The organism is Micromonospora sp. NPDC000121 (genome assembly GCF_042899165.1).
GTDB lineage: Bacteria > Actinomycetota > Actinomycetes > Mycobacteriales > Micromonosporaceae > Micromonospora.
The window spans coordinates 1-14,874 of the sequence record NZ_JBIAZP010000022.1; the positions used below are offsets into that span (position 1 = coordinate 1).

At 75.8% G+C, this 14,874-nt stretch carries 2 protein-coding genes; both read left to right on the top strand.

Annotation, left to right across the window (positions count from 1 at the left end; all coding sequences use genetic code 11):
• A partial coding sequence (locus ACFY23_RS31585; protein WP_387039104.1) for an SDR family NAD(P)-dependent oxidoreductase occupies nucleotides 1-8,586 on the top strand: 8,586 nt, incomplete at its 5' end.
• 46 nt (nucleotides 8,587-8,632) lie between these two features.
• Nucleotides 8,633-14,874, top strand: a 6,242-nt coding sequence (locus ACFY23_RS31590; RefSeq protein ID WP_387039107.1) for a type I polyketide synthase, incomplete at its 3' end; no start/stop codon positions are given.

Genomic DNA, 14,874 nt, shown 5'->3' on the forward strand with positions numbered 1-14,874 from the left:
GGCCGGTTCCATCGGGCGTTGGCGGAGGTTTATGCCGGTGGTGCGTCGGTGGACTGGCGGCCCGCGTTCGCCGGTCGGCCGGGGCGTCTGGTCGATCTGCCCACCTACCCGTTCCAACGACAGCACTACTGGGTGCCGGACGAGGAGCCCGCCGCCCAGGCCGCCAGCACCGGCCTGCTCGACCACCGGTTCTGGGACGCCGTCGAACGCGCCGACCTGGACGCCCTGCGCGGCACCCTCGCCGTCGACGACGCCGAGGCCATCGAGTCGCTGCGCACCCTGCTGCCCGTTCTCGCCGGCTGGCGACGCCAGCGGCAGGAACACTCCCTCCTCGACGGTTGGCGGTACCGGGCCGACTGGCAGGTGACCCCCGAACCCGCCGCCGCCCGCCTCGACGGCACCTGGCTGCTGGCGCTGCCCGCCGGGCTCGACGACGACCCGGCGGCACGGGCCGTCCGGGCCGCGCTGACCGACGCCGGCGCCGAGCTGCTGCCGCTGACCGTCGAACCCGCCGCCGACCGGGCCGGGCTCGCCGCGTCCCTGGCCGGCGCCGACGTCGCCGGGGTGGTCTCCCTGCTCGCCTGGGAACCGCCGGCCGGCGAGGGCGCCACCCTGCCCGGCCTGGCCACCACGCTCGCCCTGGTGCAGGCGCTCGGCGACGCCGGACTCGACGCGCCGCTGTGGCTGGTCACCCGGGGGGCGATCACCGTCGCCGCGTACGACCGGCTCACCGACCCCGGGCAGGGCGCGCTCTGGGGCCTCGGCCGGGTGATCGGCGTCGAGGCACCCCATCGCTGGGGCGGCCTGGTCGACCTGCCGTCCCACCTCGACGACCGCACCGCCGGCCGGCTCGCCGCGATCCTCGCCGGGCCGGCCGGCGAGGACCAGCTCGCGGTCCGCGCCTCCGGCGTCTTCGTCCGCCGCCTGGTCCGCGCCGGACTCGGCGACCGCCCCCCGGTACGGCGCTTCGCGCCCACCGGAACCGCGCTGGTCACCGGCGGCACCGGCGGCCTCGGCGCCCGCGCCGCCCGCTGGCTCGCCACGGCCGGCGCCGAGCACATCGTGCTGGTCAGCCGGCGCGGCCCCGACGCCCCCGGCGCCGCCGAACTGGCGGCCGAGCTGCGCGACCTCGGCACCCGGGTCACCGTCGCCGCCTGCGACATCGCCGACCGGGCCGCCCTCGCCGACCTGCTCGACCGCGTCCAGGCCGGCGGCCCGCCGGTACGCGTTGTCGTGCACACCGCCGGCATCGCGCAGACCACCCCGCTCATGGCGGTCACCCCCACCGAGCTGGTCGAGGTGACGGCCGGCAAGACCGTCGGCGCCGCGCACCTGCACGACCTCCTCGCCGGCCAGGAAATCGACGCGTTCGTCGTCTACTCGTCCATCGCCGCCACGTGGGGCAGCGCCGGCCAGGCCGGGTACGCCGCCGGCAACGCGTACCTCGACGCGCTCGTGCAGCAGCGGCGCGCCGACGGGCGGGCCGGCACCGCCATCGCCTGGGGTTCCTGGGGCGAGGGCGGCATGCACACCGCCGACGCCGACCGGAACCTGCGCAGCCGGGGCGTGCCGCCGATGGACCCGGCCGTCGCGATGAGCGCCCTCCAACAGGCCCTCGAGCACGACGACGTCGCCCTCACCGTCGTCGACGTCGACTGGTCCCGGTTCGCCCCCGCGTTCGCCTCCGCCCGGCGGCGGCCGCTGCTGGAGGGCGTACCGGAGGCGAAGGCCGCCCTCGACGGCGGGGCGCCGCTCGACGACGACGGCGACGACGGCGTCGCGGCGACGCTGCGCCGCCGGCTGGCCGGGCTGACCCCGGCCCGGCGGGAGGAGACCCTCGCCGACCTGGTCCGGGAACTCGCCGCCGACGTGCTCGGCCACGACGACGCCGCCGCGATCCCGGCCACCACCGCGTTCCGGGACCTCGGCTTCGACTCGCTGACCGCGGTCGAGCTGCGCAACCGGCTGGTCGCCGCGATCGGGCAGCCGCTGCCCGTCACCCTGGTCTTCGACCACCCCAACTCGGTGGCGCTGGCCCGCTTCCTGCTCGCCGGACTGCTCGGCGACACCGGAGCCCCCGCCGAGACCGGCGCCCCGTCCGTCGTGGACGGCGACGAGCCGGTGGCCATCGTGGCGATGGCCTGCCGATTCCCGGGCGGCGTCACCGACCCGGAGCAGCTGTGGCGGCTCGTCGCCGCCGGCGTGGACACCGTCGGCGAGTTCCCCACCGACCGCGGCTGGGACCTCGACCGGCTCATCGACCCCGACCCGGAGAAGCCCGGCACCACGTACACGGACAAGGGTGCCTTCGTGTACGACGCGGCCGACTTCGATCCGGGGTTCTTCGGGATCAGCCCGCGTGAGGCGCTGGCGATGGACCCGCAGCAGCGGTTGGTGCTGGAGACGTCGTGGGAGGCGATCGAGCGGGCAGGGGTTGTTCCGGGGTCGTTGCGGGGTTCGCGAACAGGGGTGTTCGTGGGCACGAACGGCCAGGACTATAGGTCCCTGTTGGTGGTGGCCGGCGACCAGGTGGAGGGGTTCGGCGGCACGGGGAACGCCGCGAGTGTGGTGTCCGGTCGGGTGGCGTACGCGTTGGGGTTGGAGGGGCCGGCGGTGTCTGTGGACACGGCGTGTTCGTCGTCCCTCGTCGCGATGCACCTGGCGGTTCAGGCGTTGCGCCGGGGCGAATGCGATCTCGCCTTGACGGGTGGGGCGACCGTGATGGCGACGCCGGGCCTCTTCGTGGAGTTCTCCCGGCAGCGCGGCATGGCCGCCGACGGGCGGGTCAAGGCGTTCGCGGCGGCGGCCGACGGCACCGGCTGGGGCGAGGGCGCCGGCATGCTGCTCCTCGAACGGCTTTCCGATGCGCGGCGCAACGGCCACACGGTGCTGGCGGTGGTGCGTGGCTCCGCGGTCAACCAGGACGGGGCGTCGAACGGGTTGACGGCGCCGAACGGGCCGTCGCAGCAGCGGGTGATCCGGCAGGCCCTGGCCTCGGCCGGGTTGTCCGCGCGCGACGTGGACGTGATGGAGGCGCACGGCACCGGCACCACCCTCGGCGACCCGATCGAGGCGCAGGCGCTGCTGGCCACGTACGGGCAGGACCGGGACGTGCCGCTGCTGCTCGGGTCGGTCAAGACGAACATCGGGCACACGCAGGCCGCCGCCGGCGTCGCGGGCGTGATCAAGATGGTCCTCGCCATGCGGGAGGGCGTCGTCCCGGCCACGCTGCACGTGGACGCCCCGTCGCCGCACATCGACTGGACGGCCGGTGCGGTGGAGCTGGCGACGGAGGCGACGCCGTGGCCGGCGGTGGACCGGCCGCGCCGGGCGGCGGTGTCGTCGTTCGGCGTCTCCGGCACCAACGCCCACATGATCATCGAGCAGCCCACCGACCTCCCCCCGGCCGACGGCGCGGAGTCCGCGCTCGACGGCGGCGCACACCGGGGCCCGGGTCTGGTGGATTCGGGTGTGGTGGTGTGGCCGGTGTCGGCGCGGTCGAAGGCGGCCCTGGCCGGTCAGGCGTCGCGCCTGGCGCGGCACGTGCGCGAGCACGAGGGGCTGGAACCGGCGGCGGTCGGCTGGTCGCTCGCCACGACGCGGTCGACGTTCGAGCACCGGGCAGCGGTGGTCGGCGGGAGCGTCGGGGAACTGCTGTCCGGGTTGGACTCGCTGGCGGCGGGTTCGCCGGCGGGGAACGTGCTGACGGGTACGGCCGCCGAGCACGGGTCCGGGGTGGTGTTCGTGTTCCCCGGTCAGGGTGGCCAGTCGGCGCGGATGGCGGCGGGTCTGGTGGGGCGGTGTGCGGCGTTTGATGCGCGGCTGGCGGAGTGTCAGCGGGCGTTCGCGCCGTATCTGGATGTGGACATCGTGTCGGTGTTGACCGGGGATGACGAGTCCTGGTTGGACCGGGTTGAGGTGTTGCAGCCGGTGTTGTTCGCGGTGGGTGTGTCTTTGGCGGAGGTGTGGCGGCAGGCGGGGGTGACTCCGCAGGTGGTGATTGGTCATTCGCAGGGGGAGATCGCGGCGGCTTGTGTGGCGGGTGTGCTGTCCCTGGATGATGCGGCGAGGGCGGTGATTCTGCGGGCTCGTGCCCTGGCCGGTCTTGCGGGTACGGGGGCGATGGCGGCGGTGGACCTGCCGGCCGACGAGGTGACGGCCCGTCTGGTGGATCATCCCGAGGTGGTGGTGGGGGTGGTGAACGGGCCGGCGACGGTGGTGGTTTCCGGGCCGCCGGAGCAGGTGGCGGAGTTGGTGGAGGTGTTCCGGGCCGAGGGTGTGCGGGCGCGGCCGATCCGGTTCAACTACGCCTCGCACTCCCCGGCGGTGGAGCGGGTCCGGGATCAGATGTTGGCGGATCTGGCGGGTCTGGAGCCGCGGCGCGGGGACGTTCCGTTGGTGTCGACGCTGACTGGTGACTGGGCTGATCCGACCGTTATGGATGGCGGTTACTGGTATGAGAACCTGCGGAATCCGGTGCGGTTCGACGCGGCGGTGCGGGTGGCGGTCGCGGCGGGGCACACGACGTTTGTGGAGGTGTCGGCGCATCCGGTGTTGACGATGCCGGTGACGGCGATCCTGGACGACACCGGCAGCACGGGGCACACGCTGGGTAGCCTGCGGCGCGGCGATGATGATCCGACCCGGCTGTTGACGAACCTGGCCACCGCGTACGCGATCGGCCTGCCCGTCGACCTCACGAAGGTCCTCACGCCCGCGCCGACCGTCGACCTGCCCACGTACGCCTTCGACCGCGACCGGTACTGGCTGGAGGCACCCGCCCACCGGGTCCGGGACGTCAGCTCGGCCGGCCTCCAGGACGCCGGGCACCCGCTGCTCAGCGCGGCCGTACCCGTCGCCGACGACCAGACCGTGGTGTTCACCGGGCGGCTGTCCGTGCGTACCCACCCGTGGCTGGCCGACCACGCCGTCGGCGGGACGGTGATCGTTCCCGGCACCGCCCTGCTGGACATGGTGATCCGCGCGGGCGACGAGGTCGACGCCGGCCAGGTGGGCGACCTGGCCCTGATCAGCCCGCTCGTGCTGCCGCCCACCGGCGCCATCCAGGTGCAGGTGCGCCTCGGCGCGCCCGGCGAGACCGGCGAGCGGAGCGTCACCGTGCACTCGCGCCCGGAGGAGGGCGCAGACGCGGAGTGGACCCGGCACGTGGAGGGCCTGCTGCTGCCGCAGCTCCCCGCCCCCGTGGCCGTACCGGGGGAGTGGCCGCCGGCCGACGCCGTCGAGGTCGACGCCGACCTGGACACCTGGTACGCGCAGACGGCCGAGCGCGGTCTCGTCTTCGGCCCCGCCTTCCGTGGCCTGCGCCGGGTGTGGCGCCACGACGACGAGGCGTACGCCGAGGTGGTGCTGCCCGACGCGGTCGCCGCCGAGGCGTCCCGGTTCGGCCTGCATCCGGCCCTCCTCGACGCGGCCCTCCAGGCCACCGGGCCCTCCCGGCTGCTCGGCGACCCGGCGGACGCCACCGGCACCGGCTGGTTGCCGTTCGCCTTCCGCTCGGTCACCCTGCACGCCCACGGCGCCACCCGACTGCGGGTGCGGCTCCGCTCGCTCGGCCCGGACACGGTCGCCGTCACCGTGGCCGACCCGGCCGGCCAGCCGGTCCTCACGGTGGAGGCCCTGACCTTCCGCCCCGTCGTCGCCGGCCGGGCCGACGAGGCCGCCGCGCTGCGGCGCACCTCGCTGTTCCACCTGGACTGGACGCCGCTGCCGGCGATCGACGCGGCCGCCGAAAGCACGACGCGCTGGGCGCTGCTCGGCGACGACCCCCTCGGCCTGGCCGACGCGCTGGCCGCCGCCGGGCACCCGGTGGCGGGCCACCGCGACCTGGCGGAACTCGTCGCCGCGCTGGACGGTGGCGACGACGTACCGGATGTCGTGATCGACCTGCGGGCCGGTCGGGACACGGACCCGGTCCGGGCCGTCGCGGACGCGCACGACGCGACCCGCGACGCCCTGGCGCTGGTGCAGCAGTGGCTCGCCGAGCCGCGGCTGGAGCAGACCCGCCTGGTCCTGCACACCCGGGGTGCGGTCGCCGCCGCACCCGGCGAGGCCCCCCGCGACCTCGCCAACGCCGCCCTGTGGGGGCTGGTCCGATCGGCGCAGTCCGAACACCCCGGCCGGTTCACGCTGCTCGACACCGACGACGCCTCCTCCTCCCGTGCCGCGATCGCGGCCGCGGTCGGCTCCGGCGAGCCACAGCTCGCGGTCCGCGACGGCGCCGTCCTGGTGCTCCGGCTCGCCCGGGCGCGGGACGCCGGCGCGTTGTCGCTGCCCGGCGACGAGGCGCCGTGGCGGCTCGACGTCACCGAGAAGGGCACCCTGGAGAACCTGGCCCTGCTGCCCGTCCCGACCGGGACGGACGAGGTGCCGGAGGGACACGTCGTCGTCGAGATGCGCGCCTCCGGCCTCAACTTCCGGGACGTGGTGCTGGCCCTCGGCATGGTCCCCGACCAGGAGGTGCTGGGCAGCGAGGGCGCCGGAGTGGTGCTCCGGGTCGGCCCGGGCGTCACCGACCTCGCGCCCGGCGACCGCGTCATGGGCATCATCTCCGGCTCGTTCTCCTCCGTCGCGGTCACGGACCATCGCATGCTCACCCGCATCCCCGACGGCTGGTCGTACGCCGAAGCGGCCGCCGTGCCGGTGGTCTTCCTGACCGCCTGGTACGGGCTGGTCGAGCTGGGCCGGCTGAAGTCCGGGGAATCGGTGCTGGTGCACGCGGCCGCCGGCGGCGTCGGCATGGCCGCCGTGCAGATCGCCCGCCACCTCGGCGCGGAGGTCTACGGCACGGCCAGCCCCGGCAAGTGGCCGGCGCTGCGCGCCACCGGCTTCGACGACGCGCACATCGCCTCCTCGCGCACCCTCGACTTCGTTGACGAGTTCCGCGAGCGCACCGGCGGGCGCGGCGTGGACGTGGTGCTCAACGCGCTCAGCGGCGAGTTCGTGGACGCGTCGCTGCGGCTGCTCTCCCCGGGCGGCCGGTTCGTCGAGATGGGCAAGACGGACAAGCGGGACCCGCGGCGGATCGCGGCCGAACACCCCGGCGTGAGCTACCAGGACTTCGACCTCATGGTGGCCGGCCCGGCCACGATCAGGCGGATGCTGGACGAGCTGATGGCGCTGTTCGCGAGCGGCGCGCTGCGGCCACTGCCCCGGCGCACCTGGGACGTCCGGCGCGCCCCCGAGGCGTTCCGCTTCCTCAGCCAGGCCCGACACGTCGGCAAGCTGACCGTGAGCATCCCGCAGGTGCCGCGGCTCGACGGCACGGTCCTGGTCTCCGGCGCCACCGGCGCCCTGGGCGCGCTGCTCTGCCGGCACCTGGTCACCACGCACGGCGCCCGGCACCTGCTGCTGGTCAGCCGGCGCGGCCCGGACGCCGCGGGCGCGGACGAGCTGCTGGCCGACCTCAAGGCGCTCGGCGCGGACGTGTCGATCGTCGCCGCCGACCTGGCCGACCCGGACGCCGTCGCCGACGTGCTGTCCATGGTGGACGCCCGACACCCGCTGCGCGCCGTCGTGCACACCGCCGGTGTCACCGACGACGCCACCGTCGAGGCGCTCACCCCGGACCGCCTCGCCACGGCGCTGCGGCCGAAGGTCGACGCGGCCTGGAACCTGCACCGGGCCACGCTCGACCGCGAGCTGACCGCGTTCGTGCTCTACTCCGCCGCCGCCGGCGTGATGGGCGGGCCGGGCCAGGGCAACTACGCCGCCGGCAACGCGTTCCTCGACGCCCTCGCCGACCACCGGCGGGCCCTCGGCCTGCCGGCGGTCTCCCTGATCTGGGGCCTGTGGGCGCAGGCCAGCGGCATCACCGGGCACCTCGACGCCGTCGACCTGCGGCGGCTGGAGCGCAGCGGGCTGGTGGCGCTCACCAACGACGAGGGCCTCGCCCTGTTCGACGCCGCCTGGGGGTCGGAGCGGGCGGTGCTGATGCCGGCGAAGATCAATACGGGAATGGCGGCGTCCGGCGCGCCCGTCCACCCGCTGCTGGCGGCCCTGGTCCGCCCCGCCAACCGTCGGGCCGTCGCCGCCGAGGCCGCCGGCGGGCAGGCGTTCGTCGACACCCTGCGCGCCCTGCCCGAGGACAGGCGGGAACGCGCCCTGCGCGAGCTGGTGCTGTCGCACGTCGCCGTGGTCCTCGGCCGCGGCGACTCGGCCGCCGTGGAACCGACCAAGGCGTTCCGGGAACTCGGCTTCGACTCGCTCACCGCGGTCGAGCTGCGCAACCGGCTCGGGGCAGCTACCGGGCTGCGGCTGCCGGCGACGCTGGTCTTCGACAACCCGACGCCGACGGCGCTCGCCGCGTACCTGGCGACGCAGTTCGACCTCGCCGACACGGCAGCCGAACGGTCCGCGGGCGCCGGACGGGAACTCGACCGGCTGGAGGCGGTGCTCGCCGGGCTCGACCCGACCGACGCCGAGTTCCGCCGGATCACCGACCGGCTGCACGGCCTGCTGGACCGGCTGGCCGAGCGGCAGTCCGACGCGGACGGCGACGACGACCTGGAGTCGGCCACCGCCGAGAACATCTTCGACCTGATCGACCGCGAGCTGGAGACGTCGTGACCGACAGCCGCAACGACATCGGCATGCCGAGTGAGGTAGGTCCACGGTGAGCAACGAGGACGAGAAGTACGTCGAGTACCTGAAGCGTACGACCTCGGAGCTGCGGCGTACCCGGCGGCGGCTGCGCGAGCTGGAGGCCCGCGACTCCGAGCCCATCGCCATCGTGGCGATGAGCTGCCGCTACCCGGGCGGGGTCGACTCGCCCGAGGCGCTGTGGCAGCTCGTGCGCGACGGCGGTGACGGGATCGGCCCGTTCCCCGCCGACCGGGGCTGGGACCTCGACGGGCTCTTCCACCCCGACCCCGACCACCCCGGCACCAGCTACGTCCGGGAGGGCGGCTTCGTCTACGACGCCGGGGACTTCGACGCCGACCTGTTCGGCATCAGCCCCCGCGAGGCCCTCGCCATGGACCCGCAGCAGCGGCTGCTGCTGGAGACGTCCTGGGAGGCGTTCGAGCGGGCCGGGCTGCCGCTGCCGACCGTGCGGGGCAGCCGTACCGGGGTGTTCGTCGGGGCCGCCTCGCACGGCTACGACGCGGTGATCGCCCAGGCCGCGACCGAGAACGGCGAGGGGCACCTGCTCACCGGCAACTCCACGAGCGTCGTCTCCGGCCGGGTGGCGTACACCCTCGGCCTGGAGGGGCCGGCGGTCACCATCGACACCGCGTGCTCCTCCTCGTCGGTGGCGATCCACCTGGCCGTCCAGGCATTGCGCAACGGCGACTGCGAGCTGGCCCTCGCCGGCGGCGTCACCATCATGCCCACCCCGGCCGTGTTCGTCGGCTTCAGCCGGCAGCGCGGGCTCGCCGCCGACGGGCGGTGCAAGGCGTTCGCCGCCGCCGCCGACGGCACCTCCTGGTCGGAGGGGGTCGGCATGCTGCTGCTCACCCGCCTCTCCGACGCCCAACGCCACGGGTACCCGGTCCTCGCCGTGGTCCGCGGGAGCGCGGTCAACCAGGACGGCGCGTCCAACGGCCTGAGCGCCCCGCACGGCCCCTCCCAGGTACGGGTGATCCGGCAGGCCCTCGCCAACGCCCGGCTCGCTCCCGAGCAGATCGACGTGGTGGAGGCGCACGGCACCGGCACCCGGCTCGGCGACCCGATCGAGGCGCAGGCCCTGCTCGCCACGTACGGCCAGGACCGGGGCGAGGCCGCCCCGGTCCTGCTGGGCTCCGTCAAGTCCAACCTCGGCCACACCCAGGCCGCCGCCGGCGTCGCCGGTGTGATCAAGATGGTGCTGGCCATCCAGCACGGCATCGTCCCGCCCACCCTGCACGTGGACCAGCCGTCCCCGCACGTCGACTGGACCGCCGGGGCGGTCGCGCTCGCCACCGAGGCGACTCCGTGGCCGGCCGTGGACCGGCCGCGCCGGGCGGCGGTGTCGTCGTTCGGGGTGTCCGGCACCAACGCGCACACCATCATCGAGCAGGCCCCGACGCCGGAGCCCGCCGCGGACGAGCCGCCCGCGGCCGACCGTCCGGTCGTCCCGGTGCTGCTCTCCGCCCGGTCCGACGCCGCCGTCGCCGCCCAGGCCGGCCGCTGGGCCGCCTGGCTGGCCGACGCCGACGGCGACGCCCGCCCGCTCGACGTCGCGTACTCGTCGGTGGCCTCCCGGTCCGTGCTGGACCACCGCGCGGTGGTCGCCGCCACCGGCCGCGACGACCTGGTGGCCGGGCTGCGGGCCCTCGCCGCCGGCTCGCCGGCCGGGAACGTGCTCGCCGGCACGGGGTCCGGGCGCGGCCAGCTCGCCGTGCTCTTCTCCGGCCAGGGCGCGCAGCGCGCCGGCATGGGCCGGGAGCTGTACGCGGCCTTCCCCGTCTTCGCGTCCGCGCTCGACGAGGCGTGTGGGCACCTCGACCGGGCGCTGCCGCAGCCGCTGAAGGCGGTGCTGTTCGCTCCCGAGGGCACGCCCGAGGCGGAGCTGCTGGACCAGACCGTGTTCACGCAGGCGGGCCTGTTCGCCGTCGAGGTGGCCCTGTTCCGCCTGGTCGAGTCGTTCGGGGTGGTGCCCGACTTCGTGGGCGGGCACTCGATCGGGGAGATCACCGCCGCGCACGTGGCCGGGGTGCTGTCCCTGGAGCATGCCTGCGCCCTGGTGGCCGCGCGGGGTCGACTGATGCAGGCGCTGCCGGCCGGCGGCGGGATGCTGGCCGTCGCCGCGCCCGAGGCCGACGTGCTGTCCACCCTGGACGGGCTCACCGACCGGCTGGGCGTCGCGGCGGTCAACGGTCCGACCTCTGTGGTGGTCTCGGGTGCCGCGGAGGCCCTCGACGAGGTGGAGCGGGTCTGGCGGGAGCGGGGTGTGCGCACCCGCCGGCTGACGGTCAGCCACGCGTTCCACAGCCCGCTGATGGAGCCGATGCTGGCGAGGTTCCGGGCCGTCCTGGGCCGGCTGACTTTCGCCGAGCCGGTGTTGCCGGTGGTGTCGAACGTGACCGGCGCGCTGGCCGACGCCGAGGAGATCCGTAGCGTCGACTACTGGGTGCGGCACGTCCGGGAGGCCGTCCGCTACGCCGACGGGGTGGCCGCGCTGCGGGCCGCCGGGGTGGGCACGTTCCTGGAGGTCGGTCCGCAGAGCGTCCTCACGGCGATGGCCGCGGACATCCTGCCCGGTGACGAGGGCGTGCTCGCCGTTGCCGCCCAGCGCAAGGATCGGCCGGAGGGGCACGCGCTGCTGGCGGCCCTGGCCGAGTTGCACGTCCACGGCGTCCCGGTCACCTGGGCGCGGTGGTTCGCCGACACCGGCGCGGCCCGGGTGGACCTGCCCACGTACGCGTTCCAGCACCAGCGGTACTGGCCCGAGGTGGACGGCACGACCGTCGCGTCGCCCGAGCGGACCGACGGCGCCGAGGGCGACTTCTGGGCCGCCGTCGAGCGCGGCGACCTGCCCGCCGTGGCGTCCCACCTGGCCGTGCAGGACGACCCGGACGCCGTGGCGGCCCTCGCCCCGGCCGTACCGGTGCTGTCGACGTGGCGGCGGGCCCGCCTGCGCGACGCGGCGCTGGACGCCTGGTCGTACCGCATCACCTGGGAGCCGATCCACCCCGCCCCCACGCCAGCCCTCGCGGGCCGCTGGCTCGTCGTCACCCCCGGGGAGGACGCGGGCGAGGTCGCGGACGTGCTCGGCCGGGCCGGGGGCGACGTCGACGTGCTCGACGTCAGCCCCGGGGTCGGGCGGGCGGAGTTGGGGGCGCTGCTGCGGGAACGCGGCGAGCAGGGGTGGGCCGGCGTGCTCTGCCTGCTGCCCGAGCGGGACGGGGCGCTGCCCGACGCGCCCGCCGTACCCGCCGGGACGGCCCTGCTGCTCACCATCGTCCAGGCCCTCGCCGACACCGGCCTGCCCGGCCGGCTGTGGTGCCTCACCCGGGGCGCCGTGTCCGTCGGCGGCGGCGAGAACGTCGCCGACCCGTCGTCCGCCGCGGCCTGGGGCCTCGGCCGGGTCGTCGCCCTCGAACAGCCGGACCGCTGGGGCGGCCTGGTCGACCTGCCCGCCGGCCGCCTCGACCGGGCCGCCGGCGAAGCGCTGCTCGCCGTCCTCGCCGACGCCGGCCACGACCAGGTGGCGATCCGCCCGCAGGGCGTGCTCGAACGGCGGCTCGTCCCCGCGGCCCCGCCCGCCGGGGCGGCCTGGCGGCCCTCCGGCACCGTGCTCGTCACCGGCGGGACCGGCGCGCTGGGCCGGCACGTGGCCCGGTGGCTGCTGGCCAACGGCGCCGCCGAGGTGGTGCTCGCCTCCCGGCGCGGCCCGGACGCCCCAGGCGCGGCCGACCTGGTCGCCGAGCTGGGCGCCGCCCGGGTGGTCGCCTGCGACGTCACCGACGCCGACGCCGTCACCGCCCTCGTCGCCGGCCTGCCCGGGCTGACCGCCGTCGTGCACACCGCCGGAGTGGTCGACGACGGCATCCTCGACGGCCTCGACCTGGCCCGGATGCAGGCCGTCCTCGACGGCAAGGTCCGCGCCGCGCGGGTGCTCCACGACGCCACCGCCGGCCGGGACCTCGACGCGTTCGTGCTCTTCTCCTCCCTCGCCGGCGTCGTCGGCAGCGCCGGGCAGGGCAACTACGCGGCCGCCAACGCGTACCTCGACGCGTTCGCGGCGTGGCGGCGCGGCCAGGGGCTGCCCGCCACCTCCATCGGCTGGGGAGCCTGGGCCGAGGACGGCATGGCGGCGGCCACCGCCGCGCTGACCGCCCGGCTCACCCGGGGCGGCCTCAACCCGCTGCCCGCCGCCGAGGCGGTCACCGCGCTCGGCCGGCTGGTCAACACCGCCGAGCCGGCCGTCACCGTCGCCGATGTCGACTGGGGACGCCTCGCCGCCGCCTGGGGCGGTCCGACCCCGCTGATCGCCGCCCTGCCCGGGGTACCCGCCGGGCCCGCCGGGCCGGTCCGCGCCGTCGTCGTCGGCCGGTCCCTGCCGCAGCTCACCGAGCTGGTCCGCACCCAGGCCGCGGCGGTGCTCGGCTACCCGGCCGGCCAATCGCTGCCCGACCGCACCTTCCGCGACCTCGGCTTCGACTCGCTCACCGCCGTCGAGCTGCGCAACCGGCTGACCGCCGAGACGGGCATGACCCTGCCCGCCACCCTCGTCTTCGACCACCCCACCGTTGCCGAGCTGGCAGCCCACCTGCACGGCCTGACCGCCGGTCACACCCCCGGCGAGGTGGTCGCCGACGGCGCCGGCCTGCACCGGGAGCCCATCGCCATCGTGGCGATGAGCTGCCGCTTCCCCGGCGGCGTGTCCTCTCCCGAGGAGCTGTGGGACCTCGTCGCCGCCGGCACCGACGCGATGACCCTGATGCCCGGCGAGCGCGGCTGGAACCTCGCCGAGCTGTACCACCCCGACCCCGAGCACCTCGGCACCAGCTACGTCCGGGAGGGCGGCTTCCTCGCCGGGGCCGGCGAGTTCGACCCCGCGTTCTTCGGCATCAGCCCCCGCGAGGCCCTGGCCATGGACCCGCAGCAGCGACTGCTGCTGGAGGCCACCTGGGAGGCGTTCGAGCGGGCCCGGATCGACCCGACCGCGCTGCGCGGCAGCCGCACCGGCGTGTACGTCGGCACCAACGGGCAGGACTACGGCTCCCTGCTGATGGCCGCCGGGGACGTCGACGAGAACTACCTCGCCACCGGCGTCAACGCCAGCGTCATCTCCGGGCGGCTGGCGTACACGTTCGGGCTGCACGGCCCGGCCGTCACCGTCGACACCGCCTGCTCGGCGTCGCTCGTCGCGCTGCACCTCGCCGCGCAGGCCCTGCAGGCGGGGGAGTGCGACCTCGCCCTGGCCGGCGGCGCCACCGTCATGGCCACCCCCGGCATCTTCGTCGGCTTCTCCCGGCAGCGCGGCCTCGCCGCCGACGGCCGGTGCAAGCCGTTCGCCGGGGCCGCCGACGGCACCGGCTGGGGCGAGGGCGTCGGCCTGCTGGTGCTCCAGCGGCTCTCCGACGCCCGCCGCGACGGCAACCCGGTCCTCGCGATCGTGCGGGGCAGCGCCGTCAACCAGGACGGCGCGTCCAACGGCCTCACCGCCCCCAACGGCCCCGCCCAGCAGCGCGTCATCCGGCAGGCCCTCGCCAACGCGCGGCTCACCCCTGCCCAGGTCGACGTCGTCGAGGCGCACGGCACGGGTACCACCCTCGGCGACCCGATCGAGGCGCAGGCGCTGCTCGCCACGTACGGGCAGGACCGGCCCGCCGACCGTCCGCTCTGGCTGGGCTCGGTCAAGTCGAACATCGGGCACACCCAGGCCGCGGCCGGTGTCGCCGGGGTCATCAAGATGGTGCTGGCGATGCGGCACGGCGTGCTGCCGCCCACCCTGCACGTCGACGAGCCGACCCCGCACGTCGACTGGTCCGCCGGCAACGTCGAACTGCTCACCGAGGCCCGTCCCTGGGAACCGGTCGACGGCGTACGCCGGGCCGGAGTGTCCTCGTTCGGGATCAGCGGCACCAACGTGCACACCATCCTCGAATCGGCGCCCGCCGAGGAGCCCGCGCCGCAACCGGCGGCCGACGGGCCGTCCGGCGAACTGCCCTGGGTGCTCTCCGGGCGTACCGCCGAGGCCCTCGCCGACCGTGCCCGCGACCTGCGGGACCACCTGGAGGAGGTGCCGGACGCCGAAGTCGGCGACGTCGGCTGGTCGCTCGTCGCCACCCGCGCGTCCCACGACCACCGGGCGGTGGTCTTCGCCGCCGACCGCGACGAGTTGACCGTCGCGTTGGACGCGCTCGCCGAGGGTCGGCCCGCGCCGCAGGTCGTCGCCGGGGTTGCCGGTGCGCCGGGCGAGGTCGCGTT